General features: G+C 41.7%; 16 protein-coding genes, 1 tRNA gene, 1 pseudogene and 1 riboswitch. Of the genes and pseudogenes, 12 read left to right on the top strand and 6 right to left on the bottom strand.

What is annotated here, in order from left to right; translation table 11 throughout:
• Window positions 1-270: 270 nt before the first annotated feature.
• A complete protein-coding gene (locus FIS9605_RS37635) occupies window positions 271-1,200 on the top strand; it encodes a pentapeptide repeat-containing protein (protein WP_063748467.1) in 930 nt (309 codons plus the stop codon).
• Between the two features lie 39 nt (window positions 1,201-1,239).
• Here the strand turns inward: FIS9605_RS37635 and bcp are convergent, their stop codons facing one another.
• Entirely contained in the window at window positions 1,240-1,731 is a 492-nt protein-coding gene (gene bcp, locus FIS9605_RS0120545; protein WP_026734273.1) for a thioredoxin-dependent thiol peroxidase, read from the bottom strand.
• A gap of 63 nt (window positions 1,732-1,794) precedes the next feature.
• Here bcp and FIS9605_RS0120540 point away from each other — a divergent pair, with 63 nt between their 5' ends.
• Both FIS9605_RS0120540 and FIS9605_RS0120535 read left to right on the top strand, forming a co-directional pair.
• Window positions 1,795-3,135 (top strand): FAD-dependent oxidoreductase, encoded by a 1,341-nt coding sequence (locus FIS9605_RS0120540; RefSeq protein ID WP_026734272.1) that lies wholly within the window; start codon window positions 1,795-1,797, stop codon window positions 3,133-3,135.
• 117 nt (window positions 3,136-3,252) lie between these two features.
• On the top strand, window positions 3,253-5,718 hold the full coding sequence (locus tag FIS9605_RS0120535; RefSeq protein ID WP_026734271.1) for a hypothetical protein: 2,466 nt from the start codon (window positions 3,253-3,255) through the stop codon (window positions 5,716-5,718).
• Between the two features lie 39 nt (window positions 5,719-5,757).
• On the opposite strand, the pseudogene FIS9605_RS37630 reads toward FIS9605_RS0120535, so the two are convergent.
• A pseudogene (locus FIS9605_RS37630) lies at window positions 5,758-6,698 on the bottom strand (putative 2-dehydropantoate 2-reductase).
• Window positions 6,699-6,899: 201 nt separating this feature from the next.
• Here FIS9605_RS37630 and FIS9605_RS0120525 point away from each other — a divergent pair.
• The 4 genes from FIS9605_RS0120525 (at window position 6,900) to thiC (ending at window position 9,908) form a co-directional block, all read left to right on the top strand.
• Window positions 6,900-7,301, top strand: coding sequence for a fasciclin domain-containing protein (locus FIS9605_RS0120525; protein WP_026734270.1), 402 nt, complete (start codon window positions 6,900-6,902; stop codon window positions 7,299-7,301).
• Between the two features lie 588 nt (window positions 7,302-7,889).
• Window positions 7,890-8,219, top strand: a complete 330-nt coding sequence (locus FIS9605_RS0120520; RefSeq protein WP_026734269.1) for a hypothetical protein — start codon at window positions 7,890-7,892, stop codon at window positions 8,217-8,219.
• A 53-nt stretch (window positions 8,220-8,272) separates the two neighbouring features.
• Window positions 8,273-8,431: a hypothetical protein gene (locus FIS9605_RS42875; protein ID WP_155960473.1), complete on the top strand. Its 159-nt coding sequence runs from the start codon at window positions 8,273-8,275 to the stop codon at window positions 8,429-8,431.
• Window positions 8,426-8,520, top strand: a riboswitch (TPP riboswitch). Its footprint overlaps the gene before it by 6 nt.
• 8 nt (window positions 8,521-8,528) lie before the next feature.
• On the top strand, window positions 8,529-9,908 hold the full coding sequence (gene thiC / locus FIS9605_RS0120515; RefSeq protein WP_026734268.1) for a phosphomethylpyrimidine synthase: 1,380 nt from the start codon (window positions 8,529-8,531) through the stop codon (window positions 9,906-9,908).
• Window positions 9,909-10,049: 141 nt separating this feature from the next.
• Here the strand turns inward: thiC and FIS9605_RS0120510 are convergent, their stop codons facing one another.
• Together FIS9605_RS0120510 and pyrE are read right to left on the bottom strand one after the other, a co-directional pair.
• Window positions 10,050-10,421: a hypothetical protein gene (locus FIS9605_RS0120510; protein ID WP_026734267.1), complete on the bottom strand. Its 372-nt coding sequence runs from the start codon at window positions 10,419-10,421 to the stop codon at window positions 10,050-10,052.
• Window positions 10,422-10,733: 312 nt separating this feature from the next.
• The gene (gene pyrE, locus FIS9605_RS0120505) at window positions 10,734-11,354 is read right to left on the bottom strand and encodes an orotate phosphoribosyltransferase (protein WP_026734266.1); all 621 of its coding nucleotides are present in this window, start codon (window positions 11,352-11,354) and stop codon (window positions 10,734-10,736) included.
• A gap of 217 nt (window positions 11,355-11,571) precedes the next feature.
• Between pyrE and FIS9605_RS0120500 the strand changes: the two genes are divergently transcribed.
• Window positions 11,572-12,012, top strand: coding sequence for a hypothetical protein (locus tag FIS9605_RS0120500; RefSeq protein ID WP_026734265.1), 441 nt, complete (start codon window positions 11,572-11,574; stop codon window positions 12,010-12,012).
• Window positions 12,013-12,275: 263 nt separating this feature from the next.
• On the opposite strand, the gene FIS9605_RS0120495 is transcribed toward FIS9605_RS0120500, so the two are convergent.
• Window positions 12,276-12,348: transfer RNA gene (locus FIS9605_RS0120495), tRNA-Ile, on the bottom strand.
• Between the two features lie 191 nt (window positions 12,349-12,539).
• On the opposite strand from FIS9605_RS0120495, the gene FIS9605_RS0120490 reads away from it, so the two are divergent.
• Entirely contained in the window at window positions 12,540-13,241 is a 702-nt protein-coding gene (locus FIS9605_RS0120490; protein WP_026734264.1) for a hypothetical protein, read from the top strand.
• 76 nt (window positions 13,242-13,317) lie between these two features.
• Window positions 13,318-14,664 (top strand): hemolysin family protein, encoded by a 1,347-nt coding sequence (locus FIS9605_RS0120485; protein WP_026734263.1) that lies wholly within the window; start codon window positions 13,318-13,320, stop codon window positions 14,662-14,664.
• Between the two features lie 58 nt (window positions 14,665-14,722).
• Here FIS9605_RS0120485 and queC read toward each other — a convergent pair whose 3' ends face one another.
• On the bottom strand, window positions 14,723-15,400 hold the full coding sequence (gene queC / locus FIS9605_RS0120480; protein WP_026734262.1) for a 7-cyano-7-deazaguanine synthase QueC: 678 nt from the start codon (window positions 15,398-15,400) through the stop codon (window positions 14,723-14,725).
• Between the two features lie 518 nt (window positions 15,401-15,918).
• Between queC and FIS9605_RS0120475 the strand changes: the two genes are divergently transcribed.
• Entirely contained in the window at window positions 15,919-17,010 is a 1,092-nt protein-coding gene (locus FIS9605_RS0120475) for a Gfo/Idh/MocA family protein (protein WP_026734261.1), read from the top strand.
• Between the two features lie 189 nt (window positions 17,011-17,199).
• Window positions 17,200-17,814 carry a DedA family protein gene (locus FIS9605_RS0120470; RefSeq protein WP_026734260.1) on the top strand — a complete coding sequence of 205 codons (615 nt, stop codon included), beginning with the start codon at window positions 17,200-17,202 and terminating at the stop codon, window positions 17,812-17,814.
• Window positions 17,815-17,923: the final 109 nt, after the last annotated feature.

Below are 17,923 nucleotides of genomic sequence, written 5' to 3'. Positions count from 1 at the left end.
GGATAAGACTGCTATTAATCTTTGTGTAGTGGGTTGCATGACCAAAAAATTAATCTTTGCTTCTCTAGTGAGTGGGTGGGGCATCTTCACAAGATTACCAAAGTTTAGAGCTAGTTTTTTATTATAGGTATTACCAGAGTAAATTAAGAAGCACAGGAATCAGAGAAGCTCACAGGAAGAACTAGCGCTAGCAGTAGACATCTTTGATGAATCTCCAGAAATTTACTCTGATTGAGAGTAAATTTATATCCAAGCGGGAATTATATTGATATGGCTAATGAAGAACATGTTGCACTCCTGAAAAAAAGCGTAGAAAGTTGGAATTCATGGAGGGAAGAAAACCCAGATATTAAACCCGATCTTTGCCAAGCTAACCTCTGTAAAGCTGACCTTGCATCTGCCAATCTAGAATCAGCTAACCTCTGTGAAGTTGTATTGACATCTGCCAATTTGAAAAGTGCAAATCTTTGCTGCGCTCAGCTTTGTAGAGCCAATTTCATCCAAGCTAACCTCTTGGAAGCTAATCTCAGTTGCGCCCACCTGTTCCAGGCAAAATTGAAGATGGCTGATTTGAGTAAGGCTGACTTGAGTAAAGCCAACCTCGCCAGTGCTGATTTAAGTGAAACTACTTTCAGGGATGCGAAACTTGTTGGCACTAACCTTAGCGGAGCTGATCTTAGTGCAGCAGAACTGATGAGAGCCAATTTAGGTGAAGCTAATTTGAGTCATGCTCAATTGGGAGGGGCTAACTTCACTGAGGCTGTTCTTACTCGCGCCAACTTCAGCAAAACAAATATCACTCAAGCTGACTTTAGTGAAGCAAATCTTGAACAAGCTGACTTGAGCGAGGCTGTTCTCTCTGGAAGTGAACTCAGAAAGGCTAACTTGATCGAAGCCGATCTGGCTGGTGCTGATTTGAGTAGGGCTAATCTCACTGAGGCTAATCTAAGTGGAGCCGATTTAGCTAAAGCGAACTTAACCGGTGCTAATTTTAGCAAGGCAGTCTTGACAGGTGCTAATCTCTGCCTAGCTAAACTTACTGGAGCCAACTTTAGTTGGGCTAAGCTTGAAGGAGCAATTATTACCTGGACTGACCTCGATGCCAACTTCAGTCACGCTGACCTTACGAATGCCGATCTAACAAAGTCTCATCGTAGTAATGGCAATTTTTATCAAGCCAAGCTTCCCGATAGTAAATAGGAATGTAGACAGCGATCGCATTTTTGCATTTTTGTTATTCTATTGTGCTGCTTGCAATTCCTGCAACTTAGCCAATACAGCCTGGACATGACCTTTCACTTTCACATTCGACCAAACATAAGCTAACTGACCATCAGGGGCAATTAAAAAAGTTGACCGCACCACACCCATATATTCTTTGCCCATGAATTTTTTTAACTGCCACACACCATAGGCTTCACATACCTGGTGTTCTGGATCGCTCAATAGTTGTAGCGACAAGTTGTGCTTGTTAATAAATTTGCAATGGGACTTTTCGGTATCGGGACTAATGCCAACAATTTTAGCCCCTAGGGCGGTGAACTCTTGAGAAAATTCGCTAAATTCTTTGGCTTCAGTCGTACAACCAGGAGTATCGTCTTTTGGATAAAAGTAGAGGACAAGCCAATCTGATTGAAAATCGCTAAGGCTGACTGAATTACCATTTTGATCGGGGGCAGTAAAATCAGGTGCTTTTTCTCCTGCTTGGGGAATATCTTGGAGTGAAGGCATTATTTATTTTAAGTTCAGCTGAGAAAATAGTATCATCCGCTGAATTAGATGCGATCGTAAGTTATGAAGTTAAAAAAGGCTGTTGTCATTGGTGGTAGTATCGCGGGTTTGCTAGCGGCGCGTGTACTTGCAGAACATTGTGATTCAGTCATAATTGTGGAACGCGATCGCCTACCTTTGCAACCGCAGATGCGTAAAGGTGTACCACAATCAGCGCAGCCCCATGTTTTATTGGTGCGAGGATACAGGATTTTAGAGGAACTTTTCCCCAGTATCGGTTCACAGTTGAGTGCTGCTGGTGCGCTTACCCTTGATTGGATGCGGGAGTTTCATTTTTTCACCCAAGGCCGATGGAGCAAAAATGCCGTTGTGTCTTCTGAAATTGTTTCCTTGACTTGCTCTCGTCCCTTGCTAGAATGGGCAATCCGCCAGCATCTGGCAGAGTTTTCTCAGGTGCAGTTTGTAGAACAACATCGGGCGATCGCCTTGCTGACAAACCCCAGTCAAACCCAAGTTACGGGTGTAAAATTGCAATCTCTTGCGGGCGAGGGTTTAAAAGAGTTGTCATCTGACTTAATAATTGATGCTAGCGGCCGTCGTTCCCATGCACCCCAGTGGCTAGAAAATATCGGATTTACACCACCACCAGAAACCATAGTTAACCCATTTTTGGGATATGCCACCAGACGTTACAAACAGCCAGAAGATTTTGCTGAAGATTGGAAGGTCATGCTAATTACCCAAGAACCCCCAAAAAATACTCGCTTGGGGTATTTAGCCAAGATAGAAGGTGGAGAATGGATAGCTACTCTTGGTGGTTATGGGCGTGACTTTCCGCCGCTTGAAAATGAGGGCTTTTTAGCATTCGCCCGCAGTTTATCTAGTCCCAGATTTTATGAAACCATCAAGGATGCGGAACCAGTGTCACCTGTTTATGCCCATCGTGCTACTGCAAATCGGCTGCGTCACTATGAAAAAATTAACATGCCTGTGGGCTTTGTGGTATTAGGCGATGCAGTTTGTGCCTTGTGTCCGGTTTATGGTCAAGGAATGACAGTCAGTGCTTTATCAGCAATGCTTCTCAAAGACTGGCTAAGTGATACTGAACTTCAGCCTTCACGCTTCCAAAAAAACTTGGCAAAAAGCAATTCTTTTCACTGGATGCTAGCTACAACACAAGACTCTCGTTTTCTTACCACATTAGGTAGAAAGGAACCTAGTTGGGCTAATAAACTTTTGGTTTGGTACAATCAAACGCTTATTGAAAGCAGCAATGTGGATACCGAATTGCGTACTTTATTTGTAGAAATTACCCACTTACTCAAATCACCTCTAACTTTTTATCATCCCCAAGTTGTATTTCGTGTACTCACACAAAAGAAAATTTCTAGCAATTTGAGTTAATTGGTAAATTTGTAGTAGCTCTTTTAGAGCTTTGTATAACAAAGAATTATTTTATGAACATTGACATAATTCACCGAATAAATATACTCAAAGTGTACTATTGATGGCACAAGTCGCATGACATGGACATCATTAAGACAACGGATTAACCAACTGCCGCTCGTTCTTGCAGGGCCAATTTTGCGACGCACCGATCCTAATGGTGTTACTGTGTGGATAGTTTTAAAAGAAAGCCGCAATGTCACTCTCAAAATATTTGATACTAATAAAAAAATATTACTTATCGGGAGTAAAAATACAATTCCATTAGGAATTAATTTACATGTAGCCGCTGTTACTGCCAAAACTAATACTAATGTGCTTTTATACGGTGAAAATTATCTCTATGATTTAGAATTTGGTGATGGAGAAAGGCTGAGTACTCCTGGTATTTTAAATCCCCAAGGCTCAATCGCAGATATTACATATCCTCAATATGATTTGCCAAGTTTTGGGATGGTGCCTAATGATTTAAAAGATTTACGCATTATTCATGGTTCTTGTCGGAAGCCACATAGTGAAGGCTTAGATGCAATGGCAGCTTTAGACAAGATGATTAAAGAAGCGTTAGTACAAGACCCAAAAAAACGACCGCATCAACTCTTTCTGACTGGCGATCAAATCTATGTAGATGATGTCGCAGATGCCTTACTTTTCATGTTAATGGATGCAGGTCAAACCCTGTTGGGATGGTCGGAAACATTACCAGATGTCACAAATCCGCAAGAGTTAAATCCTGGTCAGCGCAATTATTTAGCAACGCATACTGCCGGATTAACGGCAAGTATGAATAAAATTAACCGAATTTCTAATATTGCCAAAAGTCATTTATTCACGTTTGGCGAATTTTTTACAATGTATTTATTCGCCTGGAGTGAGATTTTGTGGCCTAAACCTGAAGATTTACCAACATTTGCAGATGCAATTCAGAATTTGCCATTACTTGCAAGTAGTAAAACTTTATTTCAAGAAGAACTTGAGTATTTAAAAAACTTTCAAAAAACCCTCAAAGAAATCAGGCGTGCCTTAGCTAATATTCCCACTTACATGATATTTGATGACCATGAAATTACCGATGATTTTTATCTAAACATGGCATGGTGCGATCGCGTTCTCAGTAAACCCCTGGGCAGACGCATTGTGCAAAATGGTATGCTTGCTTATGCTATCTGCCAAGCTTGGGGAAATACACCAGACGAGTTTGAGGATGATGATAAACCAGGAGCAGCATTGCTGAAAGCTGCTGTAGCATGGTCAGCTTCACAAGGTCAAAACTCACAACACGAACAGGAAATTACCCGGCGCGTTGGTTTACCATCCCTTGCAGATATAAAAAACGCTAGGCAACTAACCCATACAGATGCTTCCCTAAAGTGGCATTACACCGTCACCGGGCCAGGATATGAAGTCATAGTACTAGATACTCGTACCTGGCGGGCATTTCCAGGTAAAGACTTTGATTTTCCTTCACTTTTGAGCGAAGCAGGTTGCGATCGCCAAATATCAAAAGTGGTTCGCCCCAAAGATGCAAAAGTAACTTTAGTAATATCACCAGGGCCTGTCATTGGTGTACCTCTTTTAGAAACTATCCAAAAGACAGCTAAAACTTTCGCCGAAAATTTAGGTAGTGCTGCTTGGGGTTTCGATCCAGAAGCTTGGGGTTTAGAAGCAACTGCTTTTGAAAGACTGCTTGCATCTTTGGCCTCACGAGCTTTACCAGCAAAACAAAATCGTGTAATTGTCTTATCAGGAGATGTACACTACAGTTTTGCTGCTCGCTTGCAATATGCAGCAACACGTCCTTTTCAACATTCAGAAAATTTTAACACTGAACTTATTGTTGTTCAATTTACTAGTAGTTCCTTGAAGAATGAAGACAGTGGCGCGGGTGGGAGTCATTCATTGCACAAAAAAGGTTTCATCCCGATTGAAGCAATCAACCATCTGCCAACAGCAGAGATTGTTGGGTGGGAAAATCAAGGCACAAAAGAACTAGAAATTGGTGTCATATATACTTTTGCTGACCAAATCTTGCAATGCATACCCTGGAAAATCAAAACTAATCCTGCCGTAGTAGATTTAATTAAAGAACGCAGTTGGTTTAAAGCATTCCAAATCATTAAACAACCCGAGTGGTGGTATCGAATTGATTTTTTATTAGGAAAATATGAACAAGTGAATGAACCACAAGATTCTCATATTCTCCAGCCTCAATTTGTAACTGCCCCCCTACCAGGACAAAACCGCAAGCCAGCGTTAGAAAAGTATTTGGCAATGGCAAAAAATCATCGTGATTATCGGGGCAAATGGGGAGATGGTAAAGAAATAGTGGGAGTAAATAATCTTGGTGAAATCACTTTTGAATTTGTTGATGATAAAGAGATCGCTGTACAAACTCTCTGGTGGCGACTGGAAAGTCGGGAAAAAGGTAAGTTTTTGGAACCTTTCCCATTAACTCGGTATGAAGCATCGCTGGAATTTGACGATCAAGAACATCCAATTAATGATGTCTTGAAAAAGGAGACAAATATTGGGTATGGCTAATAGGTAATTGGTAATAGGGAGAAAATCATTAAACCATACTCACAACTCTCTATTTCTAGCATCTAGAAACTTGAGTTGATGGTACAAACAACTAATCAGTGGTAAATTCACACCTGCGGAAACAGCTTTCCTTAAAGGATTACCAAAAATCGCTTCTATCTCCAAAGGGCGGCGTTCGTCGTAGTCTATTTTCATGCTGGTGCGGTAAGGCCTCATCTTATCCGTATAATCCAACATAGTTTGAATGAAGCGATCGCCAATGATCCGTCCTGAACTTTTTGCCCCTGCTACAACTTCGCACATCAACTGTTCCACTAAATTACGGGTGTGAGCATTTGCCATTAACTGGGCTGTCGTAGCGTTGAGAATCACAGAAAGCCCATTGTAGGGAATGTTCCACACTAATTTTTGCCAATGTGCCAGCAGTAAATCTGCTACTAATTCTACAGGAATACCAGCACGTTTCAAGTCATCGCCAATTTGACGCATCTTATCTGTAATGCCAACCGGATGATAGTTCGTGGTGTAATTTCCCAAGGTAATTTTTCCATAATCTAAGTGATGGATATGCCCAGGCCCCACCTTGTTAGAACACAGAAAGCATAGTCACCCATTACCCTGTCACTACCAACTATTTGGGCAATTTCCTCTTCAATACCCAGTCCATTCTGCAATACCAGTACTACACCATCATCTTTGACAACCTTGGACAACATCTGCGATAGTACATGATTTTGCGTTGTCTTCAATGCAACAACCACCACATCGCAACGCGGCATCTTTTCCACATCACAATAAGCGTTGACTTGAGGAAGGGTAAAGTCGCCATCTTTAGACTCGACAACTAAACCATGTTGAGTTACGTGTTCGTAGTCACTCTTTAGCAAAAAGTGGACATCCAATCCAGCTTTTTGTAGTTTAGCACCGTAGAAACCACCTAAAGCACCAGTTCCGAGAATAGCGTATTTGCGCTCCAGCATTTCTTAAACAAACATTTTTCTTTAATTCATGATAAGGTGTTGTCTTCAATAGTTTGCATAGATAATTCCTATATATGTTTTTTTTAAGTTAGACATCCATAAATTTTATTCATTAAAAATATATAAAAATTCTTCTAGCGATTGTTTTCTGTCTTCTTTCTTACTTGATTTAAAATCTTTGTTAGAGTAATGGTGAAATAAATGCCCGATATAGTTGATATTGCTGTTAGTGCAGATTCCTTCAAAACTCTGGTGACGGCTGTACAAGCAGCAGGATTAGTAGATACATTAAAAAGCCCCGGCCCATTCACTGTGTTTGCACCTAATGATGATGCCTTTGCCAAACTACCGCCAGGAACTATACAAACCCTGGTTCAAAATATTCCCCAGCTAACGCGAATTTTAAAATATCATGTCGTTCCTGGCAAGCTAAAACAAGCTGATTTAGCTCAACTCGGTACTGTAACTTCAGTGGAAGGTTCAACGATTAAAATTGATTGTTCTGATGGTTTTGAAGTGAAAAATGCCACTGTTTTAGCAGCAGATATCGAAGCTGATAACGGCGTTATTCACGTTATCGATACAGTCATTTTAATGGGTTAATTAATAAATGTTGATAGTAGAGTGAGCATTGCTAGCCCTGTTAAAGTGTAACCTTTAACATCGAGTTTTCTTTGTGTCTACCCTGCGGGAAGCCGCTATCGCGTCTATGTGTCTTTGTGGTGAAAAAATAAATTTTATTAACCACCAAGACACTAAGACACCAAGGTCATTGCAGGTAAATTATTTTGATTCATCTTCCATTCTCGATTCTCGACATTCACAAGTCATATAGGACTAGTATTTGATTTTTGAAAAGATACGTAGGGGAGGCAAAAAGGGGTGTGGATTTTCCTCCCCCTTTATTGCCGTTGCGTTACGCCAAAGGCTAACGCACCATTCTATGTTTTTGGTGCCGTACTCTCGCCGATAAAACACCCTATCTGTACTTAGATTTTTTCAATAATCAAACCGGATTCCTATACTTATTTTTGTCTAGCTATTTAGTTTATTGATAGTTATTTTTTATAATAATACAATATGTATGTAAACTTATCATAATATTAAATTAAGTATTACTCAGATTTATATTTCGTTATTTCGCCAGCTGATTAAGTATCTTATACTAAAGTGACGTTATCCCAAAAGTTGATGCTCGATTTCAACACCTTAGCGGAGTTTTCCCGCGCCAACTGCATCAGTATTTGTACATTTCTCGTACCAGCAAACTTGGTTGCCACGCTGTTGACGATTACTTTTGCTGTACTCCGTTGCCCACCACAGCAAGTGTGGCCAGCTTCCGGAGCAGCCTGCATGTTTGCTTTAATGATGGTACTGCACGTTTATACTTGGTTCATGATTGGTGTAGTCATGGTTCCCACTTACGTTTTGTTGTCGCTAGCGATTACCTGTTTGATTGGTAATTTGGGAGCGATTTTGTTTCATACACGCTATTTCCACACGCCAAGTTTTGGCAAATAGAAATTTTGAGCGCTGAAATTTCAAGAGTGTGATTACACGAACAAAGTCCGCAAATGCAGGCTTTAGGGTTACAAGTATGGTATTTTGAGGCAATAGTAAATGGCGATCGCGCTTGTGGTAGAGGAGGGCGATCGCTCATTACCACACTACATAGTCATAAATTGTTAATTCGCATATCTCCGCCACTGCCAAAGTGCTACAATCAGCTCTGATGCTAGGGGTGCCTGCATACAGGCTGAGATTAGACCCTTAGAACCTGAATCCGGGTAATACCGGCGAAGGGAAGCTGTTTATAGAGGTAAAGTAAATATGCGAACAGAATGGGTCGCCAAGCGGCGTGGGCTGAGCAATGTTACTCAAATGTACTATGCTCGTCAGGGTATCATTACCGAAGAAATGCACTACGTCGCCCAGCGGGAAAACCTCCCCGTCGAGCTAATCAGAGATGAGGTAGCGCGGGGACGGATGATTATTCCTGCGAATATCAATCACACAAACTTAGAGCCAATGTGTATTGGCATTGCCTCTAAGTGTAAAGTAAATGCCAACATTGGTGCTTCTCCCAACTCTTCTGATATCAATGAAGAACTGGAAAAGCTAAGACTGGCAGTAAAATACGGTGCTGATACCGTCATGGATTTATCTACTGGCGGCGGTAATTTAGATGAAATTCGCACCGCGATTATCAAAGCTTCATCCGTTCCCATTGGCACAGTGCCAGTCTACCAAGCTTTAGAAAGCGTTCATGGTAGGGTTGAAAACCTCACTCCCAATGATTTTCTCCACGTGATTGAGAAACACGCCCAGCAAGGGGTAGATTACATGACTATCCACGCCGGGATTTTGATTGAACATTTGCCCTTGGTGAGAAACCGCCTTACTGGCATCGTCTCTCGCGGTGGTGGCATTCTAGCAAAGTGGATGCTGCATCATCACAAACAAAACCCACTTTACACTCACTTCCGAGACATCATCGAAATTTTCAAGAAATATGATGTCTCATTTAGCTTAGGTGACTCACTACGTCCTGGTTGTACCCATGATGCTTCTGATGAAGCGCAGTTAGCCGAACTCAAAACCCTCGGACAATTGACCCGCAAAGCTTGGGAGCATGACGTACAGGTGATGGTCGAAGGCCCCGGACACGTCCCAATGGATCAAATTGAGTTTAACGTTAAAAAGCAGATGGAAGAGTGTTCAGAAGCACCTTTCTATGTTCTGGGGCCATTAGTCACAGACATCGCTCCCGGTTATGACCATATCACCTCTGCTATTGGTGCGGCTATGGCGGGATGGTACGGTACTGCTATGCTGTGCTACGTGACACCCAAGGAACATCTAGGTCTTCCCAATCCTGAAGATGTGCGAAACGGGTTGATTGCCTACAAGATTGCGGCTCATGCGGCGGATATCGCCAGACACCGCCCAGATGCGAGAGACAGAGACGATGAACTCTCCCGCGCTCGTTACAACTTCGACTGGAACCGTCAGTTTGAATTGGCGCTTGATCCCGACAGAGCTAGAGAATACCACGACGAAACTCTGCCAGCAGACATTTACAAAACTGCTGAGTTTTGCTCAATGTGCGGGCCCAAGTTCTGCCCAATGCAAACCAAAGTGGATGCAGACGCGCTAACAGAACTAGAGAAGTTCTTGGCAAAGGATAAGGAAGTTGTGCCACAGGGTTAGTTAGTATTTCCGATAGCCCTTAGACTGGAAGTCTAGGGCTATATAAACAAAGCCTGCCTATGCAGGCTTAATTATGTTGAAACCATCTGACAGTAGTGCATTGCTTTAGTTTTTTAAGAATTCAGACTGCGGCTACTGACTCTAGAGTTTTTTACGTTTCCATGTATGTTTTGGAATATCTTCAGCTTTTTTAAAAGGTACTTCTTCTATTATTTTTTTAACCAAAACTTCGACATCTAATGTTTCATCAATATAAAATTTGCGTACAGTTTGTACTTTTAGATAAAAATCGTCTTTTGTAATTATGATTTTATTGATATTTTCTGATTTTGATTCATATCCAAAATATATGGAATATGTAATTTTGCCAAAATACAAATCTTTTATCTCATCATTGCGATTAAATCTTATTATTATTTTTGGAATGTCCCAACGTCTTGAAGGTGATTCAACTTCCCAATCGGTTTGTTTAATTAATAATTCAGATACTTCTTTATAAAAATCAAGCCACATACTCAAAATTGAATATTTAAATTTTGTGAAAACTGTATTTTAACTTATGAATATTTAATTTGGTATATTTGCAGGAGTAATCGGACTCCTCACGCGCTGCCCCCCACACAAATATTAATTTCCCAGTTTTTGTAAGGTATGGTATCTACCAGATTTTTACTCATGTTGTTTTTTCCTTTATGCTAATTTCATTTAAGGCTACATAGAATAGTTTTCTTTCTGCGACAGTGTATTAGTTAGCAATACCCAAATTCATGAAGCCTGCATAGGCAGGCTTCGTTTTATAACCCCAGACTTCCAGTCTGAGGGCTATTAATTCGTTATCTGCCGATACCGCTCTTGAATCTCCTCAATCGTAAACACCGTCTGAAATTTCAACCCTACTGACTCATAAAACTCTGCTCCCCCCTGCTTGCGATCTACTAGGGAAATTACTTTATTGACAGTATAACTTGCTGCTCTCAGGCGTTCAACTGCTTTCATTGCAGATTGTCCGGTAGTGACAACATCTTCCAAAACGACCACGTTTGCACCTTCTGGCAAATTGGGACCTTCTATGTACGCCCTCGTCCCATGTCCTTTAGCTTCTTTGCGAATAATCAGCGCTGGTATCGGGCGGTGTTCGTAGGCAGAAACCACACTCACTGCCGTAACAATCGGATCTGCCCCTAGTGTTAAACCAGCCACTGCTTGAGTATCTGGTGGTAATAGCGATAAGAGAATACGACCAATTGCCAAAGCACCTTGGGGATGGAGCGTAACCTCTTTGCCATTGATGTAATAGGAACTACGTTGTCCAGAAGAGAGAACAAAATCACCCTCTTGATATGCCAGTTGGCAAAATAAATCTAGTAATTTGTCACGTAAAATTGCCATATCACTACTATCTGCCCAAATATCAGACTGGGTAAGGCTTTCGGCTTGATAAGTCATCACAAGAGATTAAAAATTGTGCTAAACCAAAGGTTGAACTCCTAAGTAACAGGGCGTAAAAAACATAACTTTAGGATTGTTGATTGTTGTTAGTTGGTAGTTGGTTGTTTCAAATAACAAACAACAAACAACGAACAACTAATTCACGCCTATCTACTTAAGAGTTCTGAAAATAAGGATAAGTTAAGATTCGCGCAAACACAGAGGAGCTATAAAAATGACTTTTAAGTTCAAAGCCTTGGGTGGTTTATTAGTGATTTTTGCTACTGCTATTGCTTTTCCAGCAGTAGCAAAAGAGGAGATGCAGACACCTAATTATGAATATGAAACAGCGAATGAAGTATTTGAGCGAGCTTATTTTAAAAATGACCCTAATTTCTTTGGCAATACCACTACCAAGAGCGATATAAACTTCTTAGTGGGGCCTGGTTCGTTGTCCCGGAGTTCCTTTCCAGAAAAGCAGATTGCGCGAGATGCTGAGCTGGTTAATCTTGTTTATCGGGATACTCTCTATCAGCAAGTTAGTAACGATCCTTACCTTCGCACTCCAGATTTACCCAATCCTTACAACACTTCGCTGTTAATGTCTCCCGGTTTGAATGCTAGCAAGCTGAAAGTCGGAACTGAGTTCCGATTTGAGCAAATGCCTCCTCGGTAAAATCCTACTATAAAGAGTCAATAGTCAACTGTTTATTTACCATTGACTATTGACTATGTACCAATACGGTTCAGTTAAGGATTTTTGGTACAAAAAATTGGTCTGTAGAGACGCGAAATTTCGCGTCTCTACAAGGGGTTGTGGGCTTATCACCAACCGTATTGGACTATGTACAAGATTGCACAGCTTCGTAAGTGTATCTTAGGCATTTGCGCTAAAGCGCAAACTACGAACATGAAAATTTTAATTCTATGATTAAGTAATCCAGGGTACAGGAGTTGAACCTGTCTAAGGCGAATTATGAGTTCGCTGCCTCAACCGCTCGGCCAACCCTGGTCATGTCTGATAGATTTTAGCATAATTATACTACTTGTGTGCGATCGCCATTAGCCGATCGGGTTTTTATACTACATTATTCGATTCTGCAATAGTGCAGACTAAGATTAATAAAGTTCCCTTAAGGATGAAGCTCAGCAGCTTCAATACTTTGAGATAGACCAGCATTCTTCTGCCATAGCTTGTCAGCAATGAAACTAAATTCTACTGTACTTTTAACTTTGACTTTGTTAACCCTGATGTTAGGAGCTGGTTCTGTAAGTGCGATTTTGGGATTTGATATAGGCAGTAAAGCACTAAAAGGTGTAACAGCACCAGATGCTCGTCCGACTAGCAAGTTTACCAGCCCCAAGACAGGTAATTCACAACATGGGGGGTTAACGCTCTTAAAAGAGGAAGAAATCCTAAAAATTGTGAAGGCACGGATTGAGGGCAAGACCAAAGCTGCTAAATCAGAAAATACAGAGGAAGAGGACGAGGAGGCTACTAACAAAAAGGAGAAGCCAGAGGAAAAGCCCCAAGAAGAGGTTGAAGAAAAACCCCAGGAAGGATTTCCAGTTAATGCTGAAAGTGATGGTGTGAGTCTGTCGGTACAATCTGCTCGCTATTCTGGCGGTGCTTTGCAACTGCGCGTGAAAATGCAGAATAAAGGTAAAGATTCTGTGCGCTTCCTCTATAGTTTTTTGGATGTCACAGATGATAAAGGGCGAACCCTCAGTGCCAGTACAGACGGCTTGCCATCAGAATTGCCTAACAATGCACCACCATTTTCTGGTACTGTAAGTATTCCTACAGCTTTGCTTGATGATGTCAAAAGTATCTCACTTTCTCTGACAGATTATCCTGCTCAAAAACTGAAGTTAGAAGTGTCAGATATTCCTGTAGAAAGGTAATGGGTAATGGGTAATAAGTCATAAACATAAAATACCAATTACCAAATTGGTGAGAGCGTTTACACGAGCTTTGGCAGTGATAAGTTTTCCTGGCTTGAGTTGGACTGATGTAGGGCTGCGATTGTTGTCAGTACTACTGCTGATTGCTATCAATGCTTTTTTTGTTACGGCCGAGTTTTCGATGGTAACAGTACGGCGATCGCGCATTCACCAGTTAGTTGAGGCTGGTGACATTCAGGCGGTAGCAGTTGAGGTTTTGCAGCACAGTATTGACCGATTGTTGTCTACAACTCAATTAGGGATTACCCTTTCGAGTTTGGCACTGGGGTGGATTGGAGAAAGTACAATTGTCGTTTTAGTGCGATCGTGGCTCCTATCCTGGCCTTTACCTGGCAGGATGAGTGCTTTGATCGCCCATTCTCTATCAATCCCGATCGCCTTTTTTTTGATTGCTTATCTGCAAATTGTCTTGGGTGAATTGTGTCCCAAATCTGTAGCTATGCTGTACTCAGAACAACTAGCACGGTTTTTAGGGCCTTTTGTTAGAGCGATCGTCCGATTTTTTAAACCTTTTATTTGGATTCTCAACCAATCTACCCGCTGTCTGTTACGGCTATTTGGCATTGAATATACAGGTCAGAGTTGGAGACCACCCGTTACTCCTGAGGAACTGCAACTAATTATCTCTACAGAACACGAATCTACTGGTTTGCAAGCTGAAGAACGAGAACTGCTCAAAAATGTTTTTGAGTTTGGGGATGTAACCGCACAAGCAGTCATGGTTCCCCGCACAAACATAGTAGTGCTGCCTAACGATGCTACCTTACAAACTTTTCTTGAACAAATGGCAGCAACAGGTCATTCTTGCTTCCCTATTGTCGGAGAATCTTTAGATGATATTCGTGGCATTGTTTACTTTCAAGACTTAGCAAAACCTTTAGCTGCGGGCAAGTTGATTTTAGAAGCACAGATCCAAGCGTGGATGCGTTCAATACGATTTGTGCCGGAAAATACGCCCTTAAATGAACTATTGCCCATGATGCAGCAAGAAAAGCTGGGAATGGTAGTAGTTGTGGATGAATTTGGTGGAACGGTAGGACTGGTTACTATTGAAGATGTCATTGCTCAAATTATTGGTGACATAGGCGCTACAGAAACTACTGACGAATTGTTGATCGATTTGGTTGATGAGCAAACATTCTTAGTGCAAGCGCAGATCAACTTGGAAGACCTTAACGAAGTGTTACGTCTCAATTTACCTTTGCGGAAGGAATACCAAACACTAGCAGGCTTTTTGCTGTATCAATTGCAGAAAGTTCCTTCCCTTGGTGAAACCTTACGCTATCAAAATCTGGAATTCACTGTTATGTCGATTAAAGGGCCTAGGTTGCATCAAATTCAGGTACGACGCTTGGAGGGGTGATGGGGTGATGGGGTGAATCTTTTTCAAGTGTCTCCCCATCTTCCCACCTCCCCATCTCTTACTGAGCATAAGGCAACGGATCTTTAAGCCCCAACTCAGCAAAAGCTGCAAGACGCAATTGACAAGCATCGCAGACACCGCACGCAACATCACCACCAGCGTAGCAAGACCAAGTAAATTGCCAAGGTACTCCCAACTTGTTACCCAATTGGATAATTTCGGTTTTTTTCAGGTTGATTAGGGGCGTGACAATTTTAATAGGCTTGCCTTCACGTCCTTGTTTTGTTCCCAAACGAAAAACTTCCTGCATCGCTTGGATATAGTCAGGACGACAATCAGGATATCCAGAGTAATCTAAGGCGTTAACACCTATGTAAACACGTTCAGCGGCAATGGTTTCAGCATAACCAAGGGCAAAGCTTAAAAAGATGGTATTTCGCGCCGGAACATAGGTTACAGGTATATTTTGCGACATTTCTTTGACGGAGCGCCCTTGGGGTAAATCAATTGCATCGTCAGTGAGTGCTGAACCACCCCATAGCCGCAAGTCAAATGTTACTACTTGATTTTGGACTACGCCTGCTTTTTGTGCGATCGCCAAGGCTGACTGTAACTCTCGTCGATGTCGTTGCTGATAATCAAAGAAAATGGTGTAACACTCACAACCATCTGCTAGTGCTTGGTAGAGAACTGTGGAAGAGTCTAATCCACCAGACAATAAAATTACAGCTTTCATCTTTACTAAGGGTGTAGGGGTATGGTGTATAGGGATGTAGGGAAACCCTTACTCCCTTAAACCCATTTTTAAGTAACAAGCAAGAATAATTGTTGACTTTCTTGCTGAGTTGATTGCAAGCGGCTGCTATTCCAACAAAACGCTTTTGCCGAAAAACCTTTCAGTGGTTGGTAACTTAACAGACAAAAAAATTATTTATTTTTACTTGTATTAATTGGATAATTATACCGCTAATAAATTTCCTCAATAACACTAGGGAATATATACAATTATCATACTTATTTCGGGAGGTAAAAAATAGGACAAAAAAGTTTTTATGTAAAGTGTCTAAAGCAACATCAATTTTTACCGATCGTACAAAACACAGCCAGATGGTGGGAACTCATAACAAACTTTGAAATTCTTCATAAATAGAACCTCTATGTTACCATCTGGATGGTTTTAGACGACTCGTCAGTGGCAGTTTGAGTATCAAAGCCAAGACCGTAGCGTCTCTAAATTTGGTGGTTGAGGAGAGAATGAGAGTGCAAGATAGCAGCATGTCAGCAGGAGAACAGAACGGACACGGACACCGCACCCAACCCCATCCGATCCGCATAGGCGTGATCGGTGTGGGTAATATGGGACAACATCATGCCCGTGTCCTGAGTTCGATGAAAGACGTTGAACTGGTCGGTGTTGCAGATATAAATGTCGAGCGAGGTTTAGAAACCGCCAGCAGATATAAGGTGCGTTTTTTTGAGGATTACTGTGACCTGCTGCCCCATGTGGAAGCGGTTTGCGTTGCCGTTCCTACGCGCCTGCATTATGCAGTCGGGATTAATTGTTTATTGGCAGGAATTCATGTTTTGATTGAAAAGCCGATTGCTGCCAGTATTTCTGAGGCAGAATCGCTAGTAAATGCAGCAGCCGAGTCTGGGTGTATTTTACAAGTAGGTCACATTGAACGCTTCAGCCCAGCCTTTCAAGAATTAAATAAGGTGCTAAAGACTGAGGAATTGCTGGCGCTAGAAGCTCACCGGATGAGTCCCTACTCAAATCGTGCTAACGATGTCTCTGTTGTCTTGGACTTAATGATTCATGACATTGACTTACTGTTGGAATTAGCCGCTTCGCCAGTGGTCAAGTTAACAGCTAGTGGCAATCGTACTTTAGATTCTGGTTATTTAGATTACGTGACTGCGACTTTGGGATTTGCCAATGGCATTGTTGCCACGCTGACTTCTAGCAAAGTCACTCATCGCAAAATCCGCAGCATAGTCGCCCATTGTAAAAACTCATATACAGAGGCAGATTTTCTCAAGAATGAAATTTTGATTCACCGACATACCACTGCCAACTCTATGACGGATTATCGGCAAGTACTTTACAGGCAGGATGGTGTAATTGAAAAAGTCTATACTACTAACACTGATAAGTTAGGAGCAGAATTGGAACATTTTGTCAACTGCGTGCGCGGCGGCAATCAACCTTCGGTTGGCGGCGAACAAGCGCTTAAAGCTCTAAGATTAGCAAGTTTAATTGAACAGATGGCGCTAGAAGAACGAGTTTGGAATCCCTTGGATTGGGAATCTGAACCAAGAATGCAACCTTTGACACCCACTGTATAAGAAATAGTGGGAGAGTGGGAGATTGGGAGAGTGGGAGAAGTCAGTAATTACTGTTTCCCTCTCTCCCTTTCTTTATAGATTTGTTGGTTGTTGGTAGTTGGTGATTGCTTGGAACGAACAGCAAACAACCAACAACAACCAACCTTTTTAACAAAAAGACTTCTGTCGCAGTTTTTAGGAATCGACTTCATGACCGATTGGATCAAGACTACTATCGAATCCCTAGGCTATGTGGGAATCGCTCTGCTGATGTTCCTAGAGAACCTCTTTCCTCCTATCCCTTCAGAATTGATTATGCCACTGGCAGGATATACAGCAAATATACCAGGGGCAAAGCTCAATGTCTTTGGTGTATTTTTTGCAGGGCTGTTGGGTTCCGTACTGGGCGCAATCATCTGGTATTACCCTGGTAAATTGTTTGGCGAAATTCGCTTGCAAGCCTGGGCTGATAGATACGGCAAGTGGTTGGGTATATCTAGCAAAGATATTATCAAGTCCAAGCACTGGTTCGATAAACAAGGTAAAAAAGCTGTGCTGATGGGTCGCCTTGTGCCAGGAATACGTACCTTGATATCCGTTCCCGCAGGCATCTGCGATATGTCTTTACCATCTTTTATATTTTATACAACCGTGGGTAGCGCTTGCTGGGTAGGTTTGCTAACATACTCAGGATACGTGTTGGGTAGTCAATATGAACTTGTGGACAAGTACCTTGCTCCTGTATCAAAAATTGTGCTTGGGGGTATACTTTTGGTATTTCTTGCCTTGGTATTACAACGGAAGCGCAAACCCAGGAGAAGATAAAAAACTTGCCCTCAATTAAAATCTACAAAAAAAGGCTTTTTGGTGTAAAAAGTGGCGTTACTCATGACAAAACGCTACCAATGTCTTACTATTTGGCTTTCACCAGCAC

The organism is Fischerella sp. PCC 9605 (assembly GCF_000517105.1).
In the GTDB taxonomy this organism is placed as follows: domain Bacteria; phylum Cyanobacteriota; class Cyanobacteriia; order Cyanobacteriales; family Nostocaceae; genus PCC9605.
The sequence above is the reverse complement of the archived record's forward strand: the minus strand, read 5'-3'. Positions and strand labels throughout refer to the sequence as shown.

What these genes read in the sequence shown, in the direction of transcription:
- FIS9605_RS0120475 (WP_026734261.1), top strand. Translation starts at nt 15,919, where the DNA reads ATGAGAGTGCAAGATAGCAGCATGTCAGCAGGAGAACAGAACGGACAC.
- queC (WP_026734262.1), bottom strand. Translation starts at nt 15,400, where the DNA reads ATGAAAGCTGTAATTTTATTGTCTGGTGGATTAGACTCTTCCACAGTT.
- FIS9605_RS0120535 (WP_026734271.1), top strand. Translation starts at nt 3,253, where the DNA reads ATGACATGGACATCATTAAGACAACGGATTAACCAACTGCCGCTCGTT.
- FIS9605_RS0120470 (WP_026734260.1), top strand. Translation starts at nt 17,200, where the DNA reads ATGACCGATTGGATCAAGACTACTATCGAATCCCTAGGCTATGTGGGA.
- FIS9605_RS0120520 (WP_026734269.1), top strand. Translation starts at nt 7,890, where the DNA reads ATGCTCGATTTCAACACCTTAGCGGAGTTTTCCCGCGCCAACTGCATC.
- FIS9605_RS0120540 (WP_026734272.1), top strand. Translation starts at nt 1,795, where the DNA reads ATGAAGTTAAAAAAGGCTGTTGTCATTGGTGGTAGTATCGCGGGTTTG.
- FIS9605_RS0120490 (WP_026734264.1), top strand. Translation starts at nt 12,540, where the DNA reads ATGAAACTAAATTCTACTGTACTTTTAACTTTGACTTTGTTAACCCTG.
- pyrE (WP_026734266.1), bottom strand. Translation starts at nt 11,354, where the DNA reads ATGACTTATCAAGCCGAAAGCCTTACCCAGTCTGATATTTGGGCAGAT.
- FIS9605_RS0120510 (WP_026734267.1), bottom strand. Translation starts at nt 10,421, where the DNA reads ATGTGGCTTGATTTTTATAAAGAAGTATCTGAATTATTAATTAAACAA.
- FIS9605_RS42875 (WP_155960473.1), top strand. Translation starts at nt 8,273, where the DNA reads ATGCAGGCTTTAGGGTTACAAGTATGGTATTTTGAGGCAATAGTAAAT.
- FIS9605_RS37635 (WP_063748467.1), top strand. Translation starts at nt 271, where the DNA reads ATGGCTAATGAAGAACATGTTGCACTCCTGAAAAAAAGCGTAGAAAGT.
- bcp (WP_026734273.1), bottom strand. Translation starts at nt 1,731, where the DNA reads ATGCCTTCACTCCAAGATATTCCCCAAGCAGGAGAAAAAGCACCTGAT.
- FIS9605_RS0120500 (WP_026734265.1), top strand. Translation starts at nt 11,572, where the DNA reads ATGACTTTTAAGTTCAAAGCCTTGGGTGGTTTATTAGTGATTTTTGCT.
- thiC (WP_026734268.1), top strand. Translation starts at nt 8,529, where the DNA reads ATGCGAACAGAATGGGTCGCCAAGCGGCGTGGGCTGAGCAATGTTACT.
- FIS9605_RS0120525 (WP_026734270.1), top strand. Translation starts at nt 6,900, where the DNA reads ATGCCCGATATAGTTGATATTGCTGTTAGTGCAGATTCCTTCAAAACT.